Here is a 20,261-nt window from a genome sequence, read left to right as displayed (position 1 = left end):
GTAGAGGAGGGCGTGAGTTCGAGCCGGGCCGGTAGTGACCGGCCTGCTTTCAGGGGCGCGGGGAACTGCGCGACCAGCCCCCACCGGCCCACATCCAACACCCGCCCTCAGACACGCCCCACCAGCACTTCGGCCAACGCCCGCAAATTGACCCGCCCCCGCCCGTACGAACACCACGCGGCGGCGCGATCCGGCAACCCGGTCTCCACCACCACCGCGTCCCCCCGCCCGGCCACCAGCGCCTCCCGCAGCTCCCGCTGCCACGGATACAACCCGGCGTCCGACGTGGCGACCACCAACGGCACCCCGGCCGCCCGCCGCAGAACCCCCTCGACCAGAGCGGCCGGATCCACCGGAGTCTCGTTCAGCGCCATGCCCGAAGCCGTGGGATCCAGCGCGCGCACCGCGCTCAGCAGATCCTCGCCGCCCCAGTTCAGCGCGGGATGCGGCGGCGGAAACAGGTCGACGACATACGCTCCGGGCGCCGCCGTGAACCCACCGGCCCGCGCACCCTCCAGAGTGCCCCGCACGGCCCGCCGGGCCGCCTCCAGGCCGGCACCCGCGTCCCACGGCCCGACCGCGCCCTCCCCCACCGCCCCCGCATACCGCTCCGCCAGCCTCCGCACCCGCCCGGCGGCCTCCCGTACCCGCTCCTCCGCGAGCATGCCCTCCCGCAGCGCGCCGATCACCGCGTCCCGGCAGGCCAGGGTGGTCGTCAGGTCCGGTACCGCCACGATCACCTGGTCGGCGCCCGCGGCGAGGGCGAGCCGGGCGCCGGCCGCCTCGCCGTACCGGTCGGCTATCGCCTTCATCTCCAGGGCGTCGCTGACCAGGACCCCGTCAAAGCCGAGGTCGTGGCGGAGCAGGTCGCCCAGGATGCGGCGGCTGAGGGTCGCGGGCCGTTCCGGATCCAGCGCCGGGTACACCACGTGCGCGCTCATCAGCATCGGCACGCCCGCCGCCACGGCGGCCCGGAACGGCTCGACATCGGCGCGGATCTCGTCGTACGAGCGCCGGTCGACCGCCATCTCGTGGTGGCTGTCGGTCACCGTGCCGCCGTGGCCGGGGAAGTGCTTGGCGCAGGAGGCGATCCCGCGTGCCTCGGTGGCCGTGATCCAGGCGCGGAGGTGACGGGCGGCGAGGCCGGGCTCGGCGCCGAAGGAGCGGGTACGGACGATCGGGTTGTCGGGGTGATGCTGGAGGTCGGCCACGGGGGCGTACGAGACGGTGATGCCGAGCGAGGTGAGGTGACCGGCGAGGGCGTCGGCGCAGCGGGCGGTGAGGTCCGGGTCGTCGACGACGCCGAGGGCGTACGAACCGGGCACCTCGGGGGCGCCCGCGGCGACGAGGTGCCCGATGCCGCCGCCCTCGTTGTCGATGGCGACGAGGAGATCGGGGCGCAGGGCTCGCAGCTCGTCGGTGAGGCGGCGGACCTGGTCCGCGTCGCGCACGTTGCGGGTGAAGAGGATCACCCCGCCGAGGCCCCGGTCGATGAGCCGCTTGAGGGTGTGCGGGACGCCGGTGGTGCCGTCGAAACCGGCGACGAGGCACCGGTGGACGGCTTCGTCGAGGTCGACGGGCAGGTCGAGGGGCAGGTGGGGCTGGGGCTGCTGCATCGACTTCATCGACTTCATCGGGGGGCCTCTGGGGTTCGCGGGCAGATATGCGGATGATAGAAGTCACCAAAACGGCAGCACAAGGTGAATCAAATAACCAAGATTGCGAGCAGCAAGCTCTCATAGCTCTGCGGCTTCGATGAGCTGGAGTGCCGTTTCGGCCGTACTTCCTGCCGTACGGCCAAAGAGGGAACGCACATAGGGATACCCCGTACCCCTATACATTCACCCCGCTAGGATGCCCCACGTGACAGCCCGCGCACAGCGACAGCAGCGCACGCACCCCCCGTTGTGGTGGGCGCGTGCGTTCGTCGTGCTCGGGCTGCTGGCGGGTGTCCTCGCGATGCACGGCCTCGGGCCGGGCGGTATGTCCGTCGGGATGACGGACGCCTCCCACCATGGCCAGCAGGAACAGCGGATGGAAATGCGGGCAGGGCCTGCCGACGAATCCGTCTGCCACGGTATGGGATCGCACGGCGGCCACTCCCAGCACGCCGACGCGACCTGCGCGTCCGGCGCCGTTCCGGCGGGCCATACGTTCCCCGCCCTCACGCCCGACCCGGCCGGCGCCTCGGTCCTGACCGCCCGCGCCGACCGCTCGCTGCCCCGCTCCCCCGAGGGCGCGAGAGCGCCACCGTCTCTCGCCGAACTCCAACTCCTGCGGATCTAGAGGTCGCCGCACGCCACCGGCGTGCCCACGCACCTCAATTCCCTTTCGCACAACAGGAGTTCCAGCATGCGCAAAACCCGCAAGACCCTCCTCGCCCTGACCGCCACCGCCACGCTCGCCCTCACACTCACCGCCTGCGGCAGCGACGACGGCAACAGCGACAGCAGCAGTGCCGCAGGCGCAGGGAGCAGCAGCAAGGCCGAGGACCACAACGCCCAGGACGTCACCTTCGCGCAGGGCATGATCCCCCACCACAAGGGCGCCCTGGCGATGGCGGAAGAGGCGGCCGACAAGGCCTCGTCGGCCGAGGTCAAGTCCCTCGCCGCCCGCATCGAGAAGGCTCAGGCCCCGGAGATCGAGACCATGACGGACTGGCTGAAGACCTGGGGCAAGGACGTCCCGACGTCGACGGAGTCGATGCCCGGCATGGAGTCCATGGAAGGGATGGAATCGATGCCCGGCATGGACCACGCCGCCTCTGGCAAGGAGTTCGACAAGAACTTCCTGACCATGATGATCGAGCACCACAAGGGCGCCGTGACGATGGCCACCACCGAGAAGACCAAGGGCAAGTACGCCCCCGCCACCTCCATGGCCGACGACGTCATCCGCACCCAGAACGCCGAGATCACGGAGATGACCAAGCTCCTCGGCAAGAACTGACCCCGAAACCGCTGGTGAGTCGGCCGACCGCGGCCAGGCCGGCCGACTCACCGCACGACAATCCTTGAAGGACACAGGCCTGACAGGATCGCCTCGTGATCAAAGCCTCGGTAACTATGCGCGAGCTCGTTGTCGGTGACTGGCACGCTGTCCATGCCTTCGCCGGCCTGCCGGAGGCTTGCCGCTACCAGGCGTGGGGGCCGAACACCGAGGAACAGACCCGAGACTTCGTCCAAGGCGCGGTGGATGCCCGGCTGCGGTCCCCGCAGGCGAGATTCGTGTATGCGGCCTGCCTCGACGGTGAACTCGTCGGTATCGGCGAGCTCAAGGTTCGTAGCCTGGCCCACCGCCAGGGCGAGATCTCGTATCTCGTGCATCCTCGGGTGTGGGGTCGAGGCGTGGGCACAGTCATCGGCGGGGAGCTTCTCGGCAAAGGGTTTGGGCTGATGGGACTGCACCGGATCTATGCGACCTGCGATCCTCGCAACGTCGCGTCGGCCCGGGTGCTGGGCAAGCTCGGCATGGCCCACGAGGGCCGACACCGGCACACCGCGCTGATCCGGGACGGCTGGCGTGACTCCGAGGTCTTCAGCATCCTCGACCAGGAATGGGCGCACGGGCCCGGGCCCGAATGATCGGCGTATCGGAGGGCAGGCTCCGGCACCCTCCCTGGTGCTGGAAGGCGAAGAGCCCCGCGCGATCATCCGGAGTGTGAAGTCAAGTTGGGCCCGCGCGGCCTGCTCTGGTTCTGCCCGGTGCGGAATCCTCTGTCGGTCTTTCACATGCCGACGCCGTTGCCGAGACAGGTGACGCCCTATGCCCTGCGCCGACGACCGTCCGCCGTACCCCTGCCCGCCTCGATGCCGATGCACTCACCCCTCCCCACCCACCGTGAACCCGATGACCACCCCGCCCCCGTCCCGCCGGTTCGCGAAAGGTGCCCCGCCGTGCGCGATCGCCACCTCGCGGACGATGGAGAGGCCAAGGCCCGAACCCGGCAGGCTACGGGCGTCGGCGGCGCGGTAGAACCGGTCGAACAGGCGCAGCAGGTCGCCCTCGGCTACTCCCGGCCCCCGGTCCAGCACCTCGACCCGGATCGCGCCCTGGCGCCCGCCCTGCCGCGCCCGTTCCGGCCCGGTGACCGCGATCTCGATCGGCGTCGTGCCGCCCCGGTCGAACTTGGCCGCGTTCTCGACGAGGTTGGACATCGCGCGCTGGAGCGCGGCGGGACGGGCATCAGCGGTCGTCTCACCGCTCGCCCGTACGACGACTTCGCGCCCGGTACGCCGCCGGGCCACCACCGCGACCTCGTCCGCGATGTCGGCGAGATCGATCCGCTGCTTGGGCTCGGCGTCCGACTGGCCGGCCGCCAGATCCACCAACTCATTGACCAGGTCGGTGAGTTCACGCGCTTCGAGGGCAAGGTCGTCGACCAGGTCCTCCCGGGTCGCGGGCGGCAGTTCGTCGATGCGGCGCAGCAACGAGATGTTCGTACGGAGGGAGGTGAGCGGGGTGCGCAGCTCGTGCCCCGCGTCCTGGACCAGTCGGCGCTGGTCCTCCTCCGACTGGGCGAGCCGCCCGAGCATGCGGTCGAAGGACCGGCCCAGGCGCCCCACCTCGTCGGACCCGGTGACCGGCACCTGGATGCCGAGACGGCGGGTGCGGGCGACGTCCTCGGCGGCGGAGGCGAGGATGCGCAGCCGGTGCGTGATCCGCCGGGCCAGCCACCACCCGAACAACCCGGCCGCGACGACGACCGCCGCCATCATAAGGATCGTCCGCTGCTGAAGCTCCCGCAGGAGGTCCTCCGTGTCGCTGAACTCCTGCGCGACCTGCACGGCGCCCCGCCCCTCGCCCCGCTCGCCGCCCAGCGAGACGGTGGCGATGCGGTAGACGTCCTGGCCGACGTCGACGTCCTTGTGCTGCACGGCCAGCCCGGCGACCGGGGACGCGGCGATGCGACGGTCCTCGGCGGTGACGGGCAGCGCCGGACTGCCGCCGTCGACGATTCCTCCCCCAGGCCCGAGCACCTGCACATCGGTACGGCTGGGCCGGACGATGTCGTGCCCCGGCTCGGACGACGAGAAGTCCTGCGGAGTCATCCTGTTGTTCCGCACCTCGTCCTGGAGGTCCTGCACGACCTCGGCGAAGGCGGACTGCTGGTCCACCCGGACCAGCCGTGCGGCGGCGTCGTACGACAGGAACCCGACCAGGACCGTCACCCCGGCCGCGACCGCGGCGAACGACACGGCGAAGGTGGTCCGCAACGAGGCCAGTCCCGCCCTCCGCAGGATCACTCAGTCCTCCCGGAGGACGTAACCCACGCCTCGCACCGTGTGGATCAGCTGCGACGCGCCCGGCTCGTCGAGCTTGCGGCGCAGATAGCCGACGTACACGGCGAGGTTCTTCGAGCCCGGACCGAAGTCGTAGCCCCAGATACGGTCGTAGATCGTGGAGTGGTCGAGCACGATCCCGGCGTTGCGCACGAGCAGTTCCAGCAGCTCGAACTCGGTCCGGGTCAGCTCCAGTTCCCGCGTCCCGCGCCACACCCGCCGGGCCTGGAGATCCATCCGCAGCCCGGCGGCGGTCAGCTGCCGCTCGGGAACAGCGGGGTCCTGCGCCACGTGCGACGCGTGTACGCCGACGGGGGCGCCGCTCCTGAGCGGGCGCTGTTCGCCCGTGCCGGTGCGCCGCAGCAGTGCCCGGAGGCGGGCGAAGACCTCCTCGACGTCGAACGGCTTGACGACGTAGTCGTCGGCGCCCGCGTCCAGGCCGGCGATCCGGTCGGCGGTCTCCACGAGCGCGGTGAGCATCAGGATCGGCGTACGGTCCCCCTCGGCACGCAGCACCCGGCACACCTGGAGCCCGTCGATGCCGGGCATCATCACGTCCAGGACGAGAATGTCCGGCGGGGTGCGATGCGCCTGGGCGAGCGCCTCGACCCCGTCGGCGACCGCGGTGACCCGGTAGCCCTCCAGAGTCAGGGCCCGCTCCAGGGCGTGGCGGATGGCGCGGTCGTCCTCGGCGAGCAGCACGGTTTGTGGCACGCGCCCAGTGTGCCAAGGGGGGCTCTTACTCGCCTCTCACTGTTCGAGCGGTGACGGGTGAGTGGGCGGGAAACCAAGGGTCACTGCAACGCCGCGAGCCGCTCGGCAAACGGCACCACCACAGGCCCGGCCACCCGCACCGAACCCGCCGCCCCCGACATCGCCCCCACCAACTCCCCCGCCGCCCGCTCAATCCGCTCCGCGAGCCCCTGCGCACCCCAGTCCTCCGAGGCCGCGTAGACCGCCGTAGGCACCACCACAGCCCGCAGATACGCGAACAGCGGCCGCATCGCGTGCTCCAGCACCAGCGAATGCCGAGCCGATCCACCGGTCGCACCGACCAGCACCGGCTTCCCCACCAGCGCGTCCTTCTCCAGCACATCGAAGAACGACTTGAACAGCCCGCTGTACGAGGCCGAAAACACCGGCGTGACCACGATCAGCCCGTCCGCCCCCGTCACCGCGTCCAGCGCATCTGCCAGCTTCCGCCCCGGGAACCCGTTGGTGAAGTGGTGCGCGATCTCCACGGCCAGCTCTCGCAGCTCCACGACCTGGATGTCGACGTCCGTCTTCCGGTCCACCGCGGCAGCCAGCCGGTCGGCCAGCAGCCGGGTGGACGAGGGAACACTCAGCCCCGCCGAGACAACGACGAGCTTCATACGCTGCTCTCCTCCTTCGAGGCGCCCTGAGCCGCAGCCAGCAGAGAAGCATGCGTCGGCGCGTCCGGCACATCCGCCGCCCGCCCCTTGGCGAACTCCGCCCGCAGCACCGGCACGACCTCCTCGCCGAGCATGTCGAGCTGCTCCAGCACCGTCTTCAGCGGCAGCCCCGCGTGGTCGACCAGGAACAGCTGGCGCTGGTAGTCACCGGCGTAGTCACGGAAGGCCAGCGTCTTCTCGATGACCTGCTGCGGGGAACCGACGGTCAGCGGCGTCTGGTCGGTGAAGTCCTCCAGGGAGGGCCCGTGCCCGTACACCGGCGCCTCGTTGAAGTACGGCCGGAACTCGCGTACCGCGTCCTGCGAGTTCTTCCGCATGAACACATGGCCGCCCAGCCCCACGATGGCCTGCTCGGGCGTCCCGTGCCCGTAGTGCGCGTACCGGGACCGGTACAGCTCGACCATCTGCCTGGTGTGGTCGGCAGGCCAGAAGATGTTGTTGTGGAAGAAGCCGTCGCCGTAGTAGGCCGCCTGTTCGGCGATCTCGGGCGAGCGGATCGACCCGTGCCAGACGAAGGGCGGTACGTCGTCCAGGGGCCGGGGGGTCGAGGTGAACCCCTGCAACGGCGTCCGGAACTTCCCCTCCCAGTTCACGACGTCCTCGCGCCACAGCCGGCGCAGCAGGGCGTAGTTCTCGACGGCGAGGTTGATGCCCTCGCGGATGTCCTGCCCGAACCACGGGTACACCGGGCCGGTGTTCCCGCGGCCCATCATCAGGTCCACGCGCCCGTCGGCCAGGTGCTGGAGCATCGCGAAGTCCTCCGCGATCTTCACCGGGTCGTTGGTGGTGATGAGGGTGGTGGAGGTGGAGAGGACCAGCTTCTCGGTCCGCGCGGCTATGTAGCCGAGCATCGTGGTCGGGGACGAGGGCACGAACGGCGGGTTGTGGTGCTCGCCGGTCGCGAAGACGTCGAGGCCGACCTCCTCGGCCTTGAGCGCGATGGCGACCATGGCCTTGATCCGCTCGCGTTCGGTCGGCGTACGTCCCGTGGTCGGGTCCGGTGTGACATCGCCGACGCTGAAGATCCCGAACTGCATGGTCGCTCACCCTCCAGGTTGTTTATTCTTCAACTATAGCGTCCGGGTGCGACAACCGCTGCCCTTCCAGAGGTATTCCACCTCGTGCCAGAAAGCAGCAGAGGGAGATTTTCATCTGACGAGAATGAGATTCTTCTCATGGGTACGACGAGTGCGACGATGACGACGAGCACGATGAGAGTTGTGGTGGTCGGCGCGTCGAGCGGCCTGGGCCGTTGCACGGGAATCGACCTCAGCAGCCGGGGCAACCGCGTCGCCCTGCTCGCCCGCAGACACGACCGCCTGGTCGACACGGCGAAGGAGGCGGGCCCCGACGCACTCGCCATCGCCTGTGACGTCACCGACGAGTCCTCGTGCCGCGCCGCGATCGAGGAGGCCGCCGACGGACTCGGCGGCATCGACGCCCTCGTCTACACCACCGGCATCGGCCCCCTCGCCCCCGTCGAGAAGACCGACGCCGACACCTGGCGCCGGATCATGGACACCAACGTGATCGGCGCCGCCCTCGTCACCAACGCCGCGCTCCCCCACCTCACGGCGTCCGCAGGCACCGCCGTCCACCTCTCCACGGTCGGCGCGTCGATCACACCGGCCTGGCCGGGGTTCGCCGGCTACCACGTCAGCAAGGCGGCCCTGGAGAAGCTGGTGGAGGCGTACCGGGTCGAGCATCCCTCCATCGGCTTCACCCGGTTCGTGGTCAGGGACTGCGGCGGCGGCGACTCCCGCACCGAGTTCAACAACGACTGGGACATGACGTACGCCGCCGAGGTCGTACCGGTCTGGCGGCAACGCGGCTACCTGACCGGCGACCTGCTCGACGTCTCCGAGTTCCTCCGCACCCTGGACGCCGTACTGCGCTGCGGCGGCACCATCCCGGAGGTGACGGTGACCCCGCGCGCGAGCACGCCTCAGAAGTAGTACGGGTCCCCGGTGTCCAGCACGAGCACACGCTGCTGGTCGTTGCCCCGGTTGCGGTCCACGACACCGCCGTTCCAGACCGTACCGATCTCCAGCGTCACCTCGGCAGGCGCGCCCCGAAGCCGCATGCTCAGCCCGATCTGCTCGCCCACACCATCGGCGGCCAGCGCCCCCGTACGGCACACGACCTCCCGCGCCCCGAGCCGCGCGCACCCGTCCGGCAACTCCTGCCGGGCGGCCAGCGGCGCCGACCAGACCAGCCGCACCGTCGCGTCGGCGACGGCGGACGGCCCGTGATTGCGCGGGGTCACCCGCAGGTCGATCCGCCCACGGTCCAGCGAGACGGACCCGTGATAGGCGAGATCGGCCTCCGGCCCCCCGGCGTCGGCACCGGCGAACCCCCCGCCCCCGACCACACCGATCGCCACCACACCCGCCACCAGCCCACACACCCAAACCCTCACGCCACCCACTCCTCGCCCTGCAGGGGAACCACCGAAGACCGTCGAATCGATGTATCCCACCTGGCGCGCACAGCAGGCGCCCTCCAACAGGTGACGGTGAACGAGCGTGCGAAGCTGCCCCCATGTCGTCGGTCCCGCGCTCCGTAGCCCTGTTCGTCGTCGCCGCGCTGTTCGAGATCGGCGGCGCCTGGCTCGTCTGGCAGGGCGTGCGGGAACACCGCGGCTGGGCGTGGATCGGCGCGGGCGTGCTGGCCCTGGGCGCGTACGGGTTCGTCGCCACGCTCCAGCCCGACGCGGAGTTCGGCCGCATCCTGGCCGCGTACGGCGGAGTCTTCGTCGCCGGTTCACTGGCCTGGGGCATGGCCGCGGACGGCTACCGCCCGGACCGCTGGGACGTGACGGGCGCGCTGATCTGCCTCGCGGGCATGGCCGTGATCATGTACGCCCCACGAGGCGACTGATGACCGTGAATACGCAGGACGGTCAGGTGAACTCGTCGGGCAGCAGCCCGAGTTGCCCCATGAACTCCATCTGGTCGAAGTAGAGCCGGTAGTCGACGATGTGACCGTCCCGGACCGTCGCGACATCGACCCCCCGGACCCGGACCTCCTTCTGCGTCGCCGGCAGATGGTCGCCGGTGGGCAGCGGGATCGGGCCGGTGTTCCGCCCGCTGAAGTAGCCCTCGTCGACAGCCGTGTCTCCGATCTCGTACGCGTGCACGGACTCGTATGTGGCCTCGGGGATCGCGTCCGTCATCTGCCGCCAGTAGTCGACGATGTTGTCGCGCCCGTGGATCTCCCCGCCGTCGGGGGTGACGGCGACCGCGTCGGGCGCGTAGAGCTCGGCGACGGCCTTGAGGTCGGGCGTCGAGGTGAGCGCCTCCGTGAGCCGATCCATGACGTCACGTGCCTCTCCCATGATCCACCTCCACTGCCGAGGATCACCCACCCCAATTTTCCCACCACCGCCCGCTCCCGGCAGCACGCACCGGCCCACCCTCCGGACACCCCGCCGCCCGCCGGCCCCGCCTGCCTATCCTGGCAGCGCAACCCTCACCCCGAGCACCCCAAGTACCCGAGGAGCAGTCCCATGGCCACCGCCGCCCCGTCCGCCGCCTCCCGCATCGCCGTGGTCACCGGCGCGAGCAGCGGAATCGGCGCCGCGACGGCCCGCCGGCTCGCCGCGGCCGGCTACCGCGTCGTACTGACGGCCCGCCGCAAGGACCGGATCGAGGCGCTGGCCGAGGAGATCAACGCGACGGGCGGCCAGGCGGCCGCGTACCCCCTGGACGTCACCGACCGCACGGCGGTGGACGAGTTCGCGAGCGCCTTCAAGACGATCGGCGTCCTCATCAACAACGCAGGCGGCGCACTCGGCGCCGACCCCGTGGCCACCGGCGACCCGGCCGACTGGCGCCAGATGTACGAGACGAACGTCATCGGCACCCTCAACCTCACCCAGGCCCTCCTCCCCGCCCTCACGGCAAGCGGCGACGGCACCATCGTGGTCGTCTCCTCCACCGCCGGCCACGGCACGTACGAGGGCGGCGGAGGCTACGTCGCCGCCAAGCACGGCGCCCACGTCCTCGCCGAGACCCTGCGCCTGGAGATCGTCGGCACCCCGGTCCGGGTGATCGAGATCGCGCCGGGCATGGTGAAGACGGACGAGTTCGCCCTGACCCGCTTCTCCGGCGACACGGAGAGGGCCGCCAAGGTCTACGAGGGCGTCGCCGAGCCCCTCACCGCCAACGACGTGGCCGAAACGATCACCTGGACGGTGACCCGCCCCAGCCACGTCAACGTCGACCTCCTGGTCCTGCGCCCCCGCGCACAGGCATCCAACACAAAGGTCCACCGGGACGCGTGATGACGGACCCGACGGAGGACCCGACGGAGGACACAGAGGACACGAACGCCAGGGACCAGGAACAACGACTCCTGGCCCTGGAGAAGCAGCGAGAACGCTACGTCTGGTACTACCTCGCGTACTTCCTCTTCGGCATCCACCTCGTGGCGTTCGTGATGATCTACGCGGTGAAGCACGCGAAGTAACACCCTTATGGGGGCTGCCGGTTAGCGCGGCTCGGGGATGCGGCGGAACAACGTGCCGTAGACCACCTGGAGTTCAACACGGGAGACAATTCCCGGACGGGAATCTGACGGTATGGGTCCCGCGGTCGAGGTCACGCCGACCCGTGCGCAAATTAGCCCACCAGAGTGACAATCATCGATCACCCGCACGGCGCTTGAACAGGCGACCTAGGCTCACGCCACAACATCAACACGACGGCCCCCAGCCGGGATCGCACTCCCGGCCAAGGGCCTGACCAGCACGGAAGTGGAGCTTCCCTGTGGCTGACTGCGAGCCTAGCGCTCACCAGTTCATGGACCTCACGGTTCCCGAGTACGCGTACATGTTCGGCTTCCTGCAGGCGGACGGGCATCTGCATCAAGGCCCCGGGCAAAAAGGTCGCCTGACGGTCGAACTCAACGTCAGGGACGTTGATCTGCTGTACAGGTTCAAGCACCTGACGCCGTACAACAGCAGCGTCACCGAGCGAGTACGGTCCACGAACTTCGCCGAATCCCATCACTCAGCGACCTGGACCCTGTGCTCCCTGGAAGCCAGGACAACACTCAACCAACTCGGCCTGCCCTACGGACGCAAGTCCACGAATATCGCCCCACCGCTCGGCGCTTTCTCCCGTCGCGACTACCTCCGCGGCCTCATCGACGCTGACGGATCGATCGGCTACACAGGCCCCGGTCGACCCTTCATGTCGCTGACCACGTCGAGCACGGCCATCGGCACGTACCTGTGCTCCTACGCTCAGGAGAAAGCCGGAGTCGAGCGCGTCATCAAACGCAACACTCGCGACGAGGTCTACAACATCTCGTACGAGAAGGAGGCAGCTCAGACGCTGGTAGCCGACCTGTACTACTCGGGTTGCCTATCCCTCGGACGCAAGCAGGTCAAAGCGGACTCGCTCACTTCTTGGACACGCCCACCTGACATGCGGGTCGTACATTCGCGACGCAGCTGGACGGCCCAGGAAGACCAGCTGTTGCTTCAGTCAGACGACATCGTGGCCATCTCCATCGAGCTCGGCCGTACCGAACAGAGTTGCCGCCTGCGCCTGTGGCGGCTCCGCAACAGCCGAGTGCTGATGCCGAACGACCGCTGAAACGCTAAGCCGTGAGGTCCGGATCGGCAACGTCCCGGACCTCACGGTCAGCCCTTCACACAGATGAACTGCTTCAGCTTCGCCACGACCTCTACGAGGTCCCGCTGCTGATCCATCACCTGCTCGATCGGCTTGTACGCACCCGGAATCTCATCCACGACCCCGGAGTCTTTACGGCACTCCACGCCCCGCGTCTGCTCCTCCAGGTCCTTCGTCGAGAAGCGCCGCTTCGCCGCGTTACGGCTCATACGCCGACCCGCGCCGTGAGACGCCGAGTTGAAGGCCTTCTCGTTGCCGAGGCCCTTCACGATGTACGTGGCCGTACCCATCGAACCCGGGATGATTCCGAGGTCCCCTGCACCCGCCCTGATCGCGCCCTTGCGGGTCACCAAGAGGTCCATCCCCTCGTAACGTTCCTCAGCCACGTAATTATGGTGGCAGCTGACCTCCATCTCGAAGGTCGGCTTCGCCTTCTTGAACTCCTTGCGGATCACGTCCTTGAGGAGTGCCATCATGATCGAACGGTTGCACTTCGCGTACTCCTGCGCCCAGTAGAGGTCATTCCGGTATGCGGCCATCTGCGGGGTGTCCGAGATGAAAACAGCGAGGTCATGGTCGACCAAGCCCTGGTTGTGCGGAAGCCTCTGGGCCACGCCGATGTGGTACTCGGCCAGTTCCTTGCCGATGTTCCGGGAACCGGAGTGCAGCGTGAGCCACACCGACCCCTCAGTATCGAGCGATACCTCAAGGTGGTGATTCCCGCTGCCGAGCGTCCCCATCTGCTTCGCAGCCCGCTCCTCCCGGAACTTCACCGCATCCGCGACCCCGTCGAACCGCCCCCAGAAGTCATCCCACCCCGCAGTGGCAAGCCCATGAAACCGCCCAGGCTCGACGGCAGAGTCATGCATCCCCCGCCCCACCGGAATCGCCTCCTCGACCTTCGACCGCAGCCGGGACAGGTCACCCGGCAGGTCGTTCGCCGTGAGCGACGTCTTGACGGCGGACATCCCGCAGCCGATGTCGACCCCGACCGCCGCCGGGCACACAGCCCCCTGCATCGCAATCACGGACCCGACCGTCGCGCCCTTGCCGTAGTGCACATCCGGCATGACGGCGAGCCCCTTGATCCACGGCAGCGTTGACACGTTCCGCAGCTGCTGCATCGCGCCGTCCTCGACCGACGCCGGGTCGGCCCACATGCGGATGGGTACCTTCGCGCCCGGCACTTCTACGTACGACATATCGTCCTCATTCCCCCGAAAACCTAACAGAAGTCTTTAATCGCAAAACCGACGCCAAGGTCAACGAAAGGGATACCGGACCGGCGTACACGGTGGTGCGTGCGATAGACATTGTCTGCCGGTGACGCCCCCGTGCGGCAAGCGAATAACCAGCGGGGACACTGGAGCGAGCACCGTTCCACAAAGATCGTCCGCATCGTCGAATCGTCGAGAGGAACCTGACCGTGCAGCGGAAGGCCTACGTACCCGGCGTCGCCGCCCTCCTCGCGGCGCTGCTGGCCGGCTGCACCGGCGGCTCGGGCAGCGATGACACCGCCGAGGACGCCAAGCCCGGCGACAGCGGCACCACGACCACCGCGGCCCAGCCGGGCCGGTACCGCACGCTCCCCGAGCCCTGCAGCGCGGTCAGTGACGATGCCCTCGACTCGCTGCTGCCCGGCATCAAGCAGCTCACGGACGAGGATCAGCGCGAGCAGGCGTACGCGGGTGAGCCGACCCTCACGTACAACACGGACCGCAAGGTCGGCTGCCGTTGGAAGGTGGAGTCGACGGATGCCGCCGACCATCTCCTCGTCGACTTCGAACGGGTCGTGTCGTACGACAACTCCGTGAGCGACGACAGCCAGGCGACGGATGTCTTCGCGACCAAGGTGGTGGCCGCCGACCTCCCGGAGCCCATCGCCTCCGCCACCCCCACCCCCACCGGATCCGCGTCCCCGTCCGACATCACCTCCCCTTCCGCCTCCCCTTCCACCTCCGCCTCCGCGACCCCCACCGACGCGGCCTCGGCCTCCGTCTCCCCGGACACCGACACGGACGCCGCCGCCCTTCAGCCCCGCCTCCTCGACGGTCTCGGCGACGAGGCGTACCTCGACGACGAACTGAGCGGCGCCGGTTCAACGGCCAAGCAGCGCACGGTAACTGTGGCGTTCCGCACGTCCAACGTGATCGTGACGATCGAGTACGTCGAGCAGCCGACGACGCTCGGCGCCGTGCCGGACAGCAAGGAAATGCAGGACAGGGTGCGGAAACTGGCCTCGCAGCTCGTCGGCGCGTTCGACTGATATGCGGCCCGTGTCCCGTCGTACGGGCCGTCCCGAAAGGGCGTGAAGCAGGACCGCGCGCCCCCCTCACCGCGTACCGTGGCCCCTCGGAACCGATCCGACCGCAGGAACCGAGAGCCGCAGGAATCACAGCGCGATGAGTGAAGGAACCATGCACCGACCCGCACAGCGAGACCAGCGAGACCAGCGCAGCCGGACCGCCCCGGTGACGCCGAGGCGACGGCAGCGCGCCCGCGCCGCCCTCTTGTCCGTCGCCGCCGTCCCAGTCCTCCTCGTGGCCGTCGGCTGCTCCTCGGACTCGGGATCCGACTCCGGGTCGGGATCGGGTTCCGCCGACAACGCGGCGAAGGCGACGGAGGCCGGCGCGGGCGAGACCGTGAGCGCGTCGCCGACCGTGCAGGCGGCGGCGTACCGGAAGCTTCCGGAGCCGTGTGCGGTGCTGTCCACGAAGACGTTGCAGGAGCTCGTCCCGAAGGGTGTGAAGTCGGGCAAGGAGGGTTCGTCCAACGACACGGCGACGCGCGGCAGTTGTTCCTGGACGAGCCTCGCCAACAACGGTGTGAAGGGTTCCCAGTTCCGCTGGCTGAACGTGTCCCTGCTGCGCTTCGAGTCGACCGCGACGCGCGGCTCCGCCGAGGAGCTGGCGCAGGCGTACTACGAGAGCCAGGTGCAGGACGCCCAGTCGGCGACGGGTGCGAAGAACACCAGTTCGGAGCCGGTGGTCGGGACGGGCGACGACGCGACGTCGGTGCGCTACGACCTGAAGAAGAAGGAAGGGTCCTTCCGGCAGCAGACGGTCGTGGTCCGGGTCGAGAACGTCGTCGTGACCCTGGACTACAACGGTGCCGGGCTCGCGGGCGAGAAGACGCCGAGTGCGGACAGTCTGGCGAAGTCCGCGGTGAAGGCCGTCAAGGAGGCCGTCGCGAAGGTGTCGTCGACGAACGGCGAGGGTGGCGCGGCCACTCCGGCCCCTACCAACTCGCCTAGCTCGTCGGCGAGTTCGTCGGCGAAGCCGAGTGCGTCTCCGTCCGGTTCGCCTTCCTCGTCGGCGTCCAAGTCGCCTTCCTCGTCCGCCTCTCCCTCAGCGTCGAAGAAGAACTGACCTTGTCTCGGCAATACGTACGTCGCACACATGTGCCACCCTGTTGCGCGCAACAACACGCACTGGGAGAGGAGTACGGGTGGCCGCGCCACTGCAGCTGACACGAATGCACCGGGTTCTCATCGGAGTGGTCGTCGCCGGTGCGGTCGTCATCGCCGGGATCGGCTTCGCCGGGTCGTACGCCGCCGTCCGTGAACTGGCCCTCAAGAAGGGCTTCGGGAACTTCAGCTACGTCTTCCCGATCGGCATCGACGCGGGCATCTGCGTCCTGCTCGCCCTGGACCTTCTCCTCACCTGGATCAGGATCCCGTTCCCGCTGCTGCGCCAGACGGCGTGGCTGCTGACGATGGCGACGATCGCGTTCAACGGTGCGGCGGCCTGGCCGGACCCGTTGGGCGTGGGCATGCACGCCGTCATCCCGGTGCTGTTCGTGGTCTCGGTGGAGGCGGCCCGGCACGCCATCGGCCGGATGGCGGACATCACGGCGGACAAGCACATGGAGGGTGTCCGCCTGACCCGCTGGCTCCTCTCCCCGCTGCCGACGTTTCTTCTCTGGCGGCGGATGAAACTGTGGGAGCTGCGTTCCTACGAGCAGGTCATCAAGCTGGAGCAGGAACGTCTCGTCTACCAGGCCCGTCTGCACGCCCGCTTCGGCCGGGCCTGGCGGCGCAAGGCCCCGGTGGAGTCCCTGATGCCGCTGCGCCTGGCGCGCTACGGCGTCCCCCTCGCGGAGACGGCCCCCTCGGGTCTGGCAGCGGCGGGCATCGAACCGGCGTTGCTGCCACCGGCTCCGCAGCCTGCCCTGGAGGCGGCCGACGCGAGCGCGAGCAGCCGCACCGCGGAGGCGGCGCCCGCCGTACAGAACAACCCGAACACGGCGCCCGCCCAGGAACAGCGCCCCGCTTCCGAGGGGAGCGCACCGCCCGCGCAGCCGGCCGTCGCCGAGTCCGAGCCCCAGAATCCGTGGCTCCAGGCGCGGGACCCCCGGACCATCGCGTACCAGGGCGGCTATGACCCGACGTACGACCCCGAGGCCGCGGACGCCCAGTGGTACGAGGAGCAGCAGCGGGCTGAGCGGTACGAGCAGTTCGAGGCACAGCAGCAGTACGAGGCGCAGCAGCGGTTCGAGGAGCAACAGCGCTTCGAACAGCAGCGGTTCGAACAGCGGGTGCTCCGGCAGCAGTTCGAGGAGCCGTCGGCGTCCGCGCCGGAGCCTTCTCCGGAGGACACCGGTACCTTCCCGATCCCGGCCGGTCCGGGCCGTACCCGTGAAATGGGTGCGGGCGGCGGTCCCCCGGAGCCGACGGAGGAGGACTACTACATGGTCTTCAAGAAGTCGATAGACGGCAGTTACCCGACGTCGGGTCAGTTCCGGGGTGATGTGGAAGCGACGTACGGCACCACGCTTCCGCAGCGCGAAGCCGACCGGATGGTGAACCGTTTCACCAACCGTCACACGGCGGAGCTCCAGGACGACCACATCGCTTAGTACTGCGGCATCAGCCCACCTTCTTCCCCCCTTCCTCCCCCTTCTTCCTACTTCTTCCCTGTACGACGGACGGGGCGCCCGGAGTTCACCGGGCGCCCCGTCTGCGTACAGCGACTTCTACCGGGCCGCGAAGCCGAAGCGGTCGCCGGCGGCCGGGAGGCCGCCCGTGCCGGGCTGGTAGGTGGTGACGGCGGCGACGGCGCCACCGGCGGTCACGTTGGAGTGGGGCAGGGCGTACAGGGTGCCGTAGGCGTTCGGGCCGAGGGGCATGCCCACGTACAGCTTGGTGCCGGTGTAGTGGATGCTGCTGCCGAGCTGCTGGCCGGCGCCGGGGGTGCCGGGGATGCCGTCACCGTCGCCCACCTCCAGCCAGCGGTCGTTGGCGCCGGGCGCGCCCAGGAGCGAGAAGGTGTGGACCGCGCCGGCGTTGGCCGCCGTACCGACAGCCTCGTTGGGGTCGCCGACGGCGAGCTTCATCGTCGCCGTGGTGCTGACCGCGCGCGGGGCGGTGTTGATGGCGGACAGCGTGGCGCCCATGCGGTCGCCGGCCTCGGAGCCGCCGGTGACGTCGTCGTCGGCGGTGCCCTGGTTGATGCCGTTGAGCTGGGTGTAGGTGCCGGCGGCGGCGATGCGGAAGGTCAGGACGGTGCCGGTGTCGGCCTTGGCGACGCCGTCGATGTCGAGGTCCTCACCGGGGGCGCCGACCGCGAGGATCGACTCGGTGGCGGCGGCCGCGCCGGAGGGCCGGTAAGGGGCCAGGGCCAGGGAGAGGCCGAACTGGTCGGCTGCCTCGGCGCCGCCGGAGACGGTGTCGAGGTCCTGGTCGAGGCCGAACTTCGGGGTGGGCAGGCCCGCCGAGGTCAGGGTGTGCGAGAACACGGCCAGGTTGCCGGCGCCCGCGTCCTCGCCGATGGCCTCACCGGGTGCGCCGACGGCGAAGAAGTTGGTGTCGGCCGCGACCGAGCTGCCGAAGGCGTCGTTGGCCTCGGCGGCGCCGGGGACGTCGGTGCTGTCCTGGTGAACGATGATGTTGGTGTTGCCGTGGATGTAGAAGGCCGCACCGGCCTTGGCGGCGCCGCTGACGGTCTCACCGGGCGCGCCGGCCACGATGAAGGGTTCGCCGGCCGCGGTGACGCCGGCGGCGAGCGAGTCACCGAGGCGGTCGCCGGTCTGGGCGACGGCGGCCTTGATGGAGCCGACGCCCGAGCCCTCCTCGAAGTGGGTGTTCTTCTTGGCGCCGGTGCCGAGGCCGCCGGGGGCGCCGTGCAGGATGTCGACCATGCCGCCGTCGGCGACGGTGCCGACGTCGTCGGCCGGGGTGCCGACGGCCAGGTCGGTGCAGCCGTCCTCGTCGTAGTCGACGGTGGCGAGGGAGTCGCCGAACCAGTCGCTGGCCTCGGCGGCGCCGGGCACCCAGTCGAGGTCCTGGTTGATCTCGGCGGTGCCCTTGCCGCCGCCGTACACGATCCGTACGACGCCCGCGGCGGCGTCGGCGCCGACGGTGGCGCGCGGGTCGGAGATGGCGATGTCCTCGACGGCGTCGCAGTTGAAGTCGGTGATGCGCACGGCGCCGGTCTTGGAGTTCACCCAGGAGGCGAGGTCGTCGACGCGGGTGGCGATGCCACCGGTGCGGGTCTCGGTGGTGGCGATGCCGAGGCAGCCGCCCTGGTAGGACTGGCTGCTCAGGGCGGCCAGCTGGGCGGTGCCGTTGACGGTGCGCACGAGGGGACCGCCGGTGTCGCCCATACAGGCCGCGGCGCCGTTCTTGCCGGTGACCGTGGCGTTGGTGGCGGTGGACGCGTCCACGGAGAAGGCGCCGGTGTGCAGGTTGAGCGGCGCCCACTCGGTCGTAGTGCGGCCGTATCCGGCGAACTGCAGCTCCTCGCCCGTGGTGGGCGCGGCGGTGGCCAGGGCGATGGGGGCGATGTTGGTGACCGGGCGGTTCAGCCGGGCCAGTACCGCGTCGCGGTCGGTACGGGGTACCAGCTCGACGATCTCGCGGACGGCGCCGCCGGTGCCGGAGAGGTCGGTGCGGCCGATGGTCGCGGTGGTCTTCAGGGCCGGCTTGCCGGCGGGCACGGTGAGGCCGGCGGCCGGGTTGGCGACGAAGCAGCTGGCGGCGGTGAGCAGCCACTCCCGGTCGACGAGGACGCCGGAGCAGCCGCGGTCGTGGTCTCCGACGATCACCTGTGCGGTGTAGGCGTAGGTGGTGGTGGCTGCGGGGACGGCGGGGCCGGTGACTGCGGCGGCGGAGCCGGCGGCGAGCGCGGCGGAGCCCAGGGTCAGGGTGGCGGCCAGTGCGGTGAGGCGCACGGGTCTGGCGTGGCGCATGAAGTGAGTCCTTAGAGAAGCGGAGAAAGCTGAAGGAGCGGAGGGATCGGTCAACCGGTGGGGAACGGGGGCTACTTGGCCGACCGGATCTCCACGAGCATGTGCTCACGGCCCTGCTCGTCGGCGCTCTCACCGACCGCGGTCCAGGTGTTCTTCTCCACGTCGAAGGACTTCTCCTCCGCACCCACCGTCATGTCGACCTCGGTCGCGTAGTCATTGCCCTTGATGGCGTAGACCGACGGGATCTCCAGGGTCAGCCACCCGGACGTCCCCTTCACCGCGAAACAGATCCGGTCCGTCTTCTCCCGCGCCCAGACCTCCAACAGCCCGGACCCACTCGCACAGTCGGCCAGCGTGATGTGCCCGTCCCCACGCTTCAGAACGATGTTCTGCTCCGCCAGGATCTTGTCCGCGTTCGGGTAGTCGAAGGTCTCCACCGCGTACCCCGGGGCCTCGTCGGCGACGGCTTCGGCGGCGGTGCTGTTCTCGCCGGCGGGGGATCCCGTCTGGCTGCCGGTCATCGCGAGCCAGGCCAGGGCGCCCGCGGCCACGGAGGCGGCCAGGGTGCGGGTCACGAGGCGTCTGGTTCTTGACGCGGTGGTGCTGAATGCCTTCATCGCAGTCCTAATAGTCGGTTCCGGCCATATGGCGGGAACGGATTAGAAAACGGGCGTGAAAGCTGCGGCGCGTCAAGGTCCGCATTTCTTCAAAAATTC

The 20,261-nt window shown here is 69.5% G+C and carries 21 protein-coding genes; 11 read left to right on the top strand and 10 right to left on the bottom strand.

The genetic code is table 11. The features are described from left to right. Positions 1-107: 107 nt before the first annotated feature. Positions 108-1,625: a beta-N-acetylhexosaminidase gene (gene nagZ / locus OG734_RS28435; RefSeq protein WP_443065109.1), complete on the bottom strand. Its 1,518-nt coding sequence runs from the start codon at positions 1,623-1,625 to the stop codon at positions 108-110. Between the two features lie 238 nt (positions 1,626-1,863). Here nagZ and OG734_RS28430 point away from each other — a divergent pair, with 238 nt between their 5' ends. The 3 genes from OG734_RS28430 (at position 1,864) to OG734_RS28420 (ending at position 3,584) form a co-directional block, all read left to right on the top strand. Continuing rightward, entirely contained in the window at positions 1,864-2,286 is a 423-nt protein-coding gene (locus OG734_RS28430) for a DUF6153 family protein (RefSeq protein ID WP_330290322.1), read from the top strand. Positions 2,287-2,352: 66 nt separating this feature from the next. Beyond that, on the top strand, positions 2,353-2,949 hold the full coding sequence (locus OG734_RS28425; RefSeq protein WP_330290321.1) for a DUF305 domain-containing protein: 597 nt from the start codon (positions 2,353-2,355) through the stop codon (positions 2,947-2,949). 116 nt (positions 2,950-3,065) lie between these two features. After that, positions 3,066-3,584: a GNAT family N-acetyltransferase gene (locus tag OG734_RS28420; RefSeq protein WP_330290320.1), complete on the top strand. Its 519-nt coding sequence runs from the start codon at positions 3,066-3,068 to the stop codon at positions 3,582-3,584. A 237-nt stretch (positions 3,585-3,821) separates the two neighbouring features. On the opposite strand, the gene OG734_RS28415 is transcribed toward OG734_RS28420, so the two are convergent. From OG734_RS28415 to OG734_RS28400, 4 genes are all read right to left on the bottom strand, one after another. Next, positions 3,822-5,246: a sensor histidine kinase gene (locus OG734_RS28415; RefSeq protein WP_330290319.1), complete on the bottom strand. Its 1,425-nt coding sequence runs from the start codon at positions 5,244-5,246 to the stop codon at positions 3,822-3,824. After that, positions 5,247-5,996 carry a response regulator transcription factor gene (locus tag OG734_RS28410; RefSeq protein WP_330290318.1) on the bottom strand — a complete coding sequence of 250 codons (750 nt, stop codon included), beginning with the start codon at positions 5,994-5,996 and terminating at the stop codon, positions 5,247-5,249. It abuts the gene before it with no gap. An 80-nt stretch (positions 5,997-6,076) separates the two neighbouring features. Next, positions 6,077-6,655 (bottom strand): FMN reductase, encoded by a 579-nt coding sequence (locus tag OG734_RS28405; protein ID WP_330290317.1) that lies wholly within the window; start codon positions 6,653-6,655, stop codon positions 6,077-6,079. Further along, a complete protein-coding gene (locus OG734_RS28400; RefSeq protein ID WP_330290316.1) occupies positions 6,652-7,752 on the bottom strand; it encodes an LLM class flavin-dependent oxidoreductase in 1,101 nt (366 codons plus the stop codon). Before OG734_RS28400 ends, OG734_RS28405 begins: the two co-directional genes overlap by 4 nt. Before the next feature lie 138 nt (positions 7,753-7,890). Between OG734_RS28400 and OG734_RS28395 the strand changes: the two genes are divergently transcribed. After that, positions 7,891-8,670 carry an SDR family oxidoreductase gene (locus OG734_RS28395; RefSeq protein ID WP_330290315.1) on the top strand — a complete coding sequence of 260 codons (780 nt, stop codon included), beginning with the start codon at positions 7,891-7,893 and terminating at the stop codon, positions 8,668-8,670. Here OG734_RS28395 and OG734_RS28390 read toward each other — a convergent pair. Continuing rightward, complete coding sequence (locus OG734_RS28390; RefSeq protein ID WP_330290314.1) at positions 8,661-9,134, bottom strand: hypothetical protein; 474 nt, start codon at positions 9,132-9,134, stop codon at positions 8,661-8,663. The two genes, OG734_RS28395 and OG734_RS28390, sit on opposite strands and share 10 nt — an antisense overlap. 122 nt (positions 9,135-9,256) lie before the next feature. On the opposite strand from OG734_RS28390, the gene OG734_RS28385 reads away from it, so the two are divergent. Continuing rightward, complete coding sequence (locus OG734_RS28385; protein ID WP_330290313.1) at positions 9,257-9,595, top strand: YnfA family protein; 339 nt, start codon at positions 9,257-9,259, stop codon at positions 9,593-9,595. Between the two features lie 22 nt (positions 9,596-9,617). Here the strand turns inward: OG734_RS28385 and OG734_RS28380 are convergent, their stop codons facing one another. Beyond that, positions 9,618-10,052 (bottom strand): ester cyclase, encoded by a 435-nt coding sequence (locus tag OG734_RS28380; RefSeq protein ID WP_330290312.1) that lies wholly within the window; start codon positions 10,050-10,052, stop codon positions 9,618-9,620. Between the two features lie 171 nt (positions 10,053-10,223). Between OG734_RS28380 and OG734_RS28375 the strand changes: the two genes are divergently transcribed. The 3 genes from OG734_RS28375 (at position 10,224) to OG734_RS28365 (ending at position 12,318) form a co-directional block, all read left to right on the top strand. After that, the gene (locus tag OG734_RS28375; protein WP_330290311.1) at positions 10,224-11,000 is read left to right on the top strand and encodes an SDR family NAD(P)-dependent oxidoreductase; all 777 of its coding nucleotides are present in this window, start codon (positions 10,224-10,226) and stop codon (positions 10,998-11,000) included. Then, positions 11,000-11,185 carry a hypothetical protein gene (locus OG734_RS28370; RefSeq protein ID WP_330290310.1) on the top strand — a complete coding sequence of 62 codons (186 nt, stop codon included), beginning with the start codon at positions 11,000-11,002 and terminating at the stop codon, positions 11,183-11,185. The genes OG734_RS28375 and OG734_RS28370 overlap by 1 nt, the downstream gene beginning before the upstream one ends. A gap of 332 nt (positions 11,186-11,517) precedes the next feature. After that, positions 11,518-12,318: an SANT/Myb-like DNA-binding domain-containing protein gene (locus tag OG734_RS28365; RefSeq protein ID WP_330290309.1), complete on the top strand. Its 801-nt coding sequence runs from the start codon at positions 11,518-11,520 to the stop codon at positions 12,316-12,318. A gap of 47 nt (positions 12,319-12,365) precedes the next feature. Here OG734_RS28365 and OG734_RS28360 read toward each other — a convergent pair whose 3' ends face one another. After that, positions 12,366-13,559 carry an RtcB family protein gene (locus tag OG734_RS28360; protein WP_330290308.1) on the bottom strand — a complete coding sequence of 398 codons (1,194 nt, stop codon included), beginning with the start codon at positions 13,557-13,559 and terminating at the stop codon, positions 12,366-12,368. 224 nt (positions 13,560-13,783) lie between these two features. Between OG734_RS28360 and OG734_RS28355 the strand changes: the two genes are divergently transcribed. The 3 genes from OG734_RS28355 to OG734_RS28345 all read left to right on the top strand — a co-directional run bounded on the left by OG734_RS28355 (position 13,784) and on the right by OG734_RS28345 (position 17,214). Then, a complete protein-coding gene (locus tag OG734_RS28355) occupies positions 13,784-14,623 on the top strand; it encodes a DUF3558 domain-containing protein (protein ID WP_330290307.1) in 840 nt (279 codons plus the stop codon). A 136-nt stretch (positions 14,624-14,759) separates the two neighbouring features. Continuing rightward, positions 14,760-15,725, top strand: coding sequence for a DUF3558 domain-containing protein (locus OG734_RS28350; RefSeq protein ID WP_330290306.1), 966 nt, complete (start codon positions 14,760-14,762; stop codon positions 15,723-15,725). 106 nt (positions 15,726-15,831) lie between these two features. Beyond that, positions 15,832-17,214 (top strand): DUF2637 domain-containing protein, encoded by a 1,383-nt coding sequence (locus tag OG734_RS28345; protein WP_330293811.1) that lies wholly within the window; start codon positions 15,832-15,834, stop codon positions 17,212-17,214. 117 nt (positions 17,215-17,331) lie between these two features. Here OG734_RS28345 and OG734_RS28340 read toward each other — a convergent pair whose 3' ends face one another. Together OG734_RS28340 and OG734_RS28335 are read right to left on the bottom strand one after the other, a co-directional pair. Continuing rightward, complete coding sequence (locus tag OG734_RS28340; RefSeq protein ID WP_330290305.1) at positions 17,332-19,545, bottom strand: trypsin-like serine protease; 2,214 nt, start codon at positions 19,543-19,545, stop codon at positions 17,332-17,334. A gap of 71 nt (positions 19,546-19,616) precedes the next feature. Next, the gene (locus tag OG734_RS28335; RefSeq protein ID WP_443064923.1) at positions 19,617-20,162 is read right to left on the bottom strand and encodes a hypothetical protein; all 546 of its coding nucleotides are present in this window, start codon (positions 20,160-20,162) and stop codon (positions 19,617-19,619) included. Positions 20,163-20,261: the final 99 nt, after the last annotated feature.

This window comes from Streptomyces sp. NBC_00576 (assembly GCF_036345175.1).
Classification (GTDB): domain Bacteria; phylum Actinomycetota; class Actinomycetes; order Streptomycetales; family Streptomycetaceae; genus Streptomyces.
This window is presented reverse-complemented; position numbering and strand designations above follow the sequence as displayed.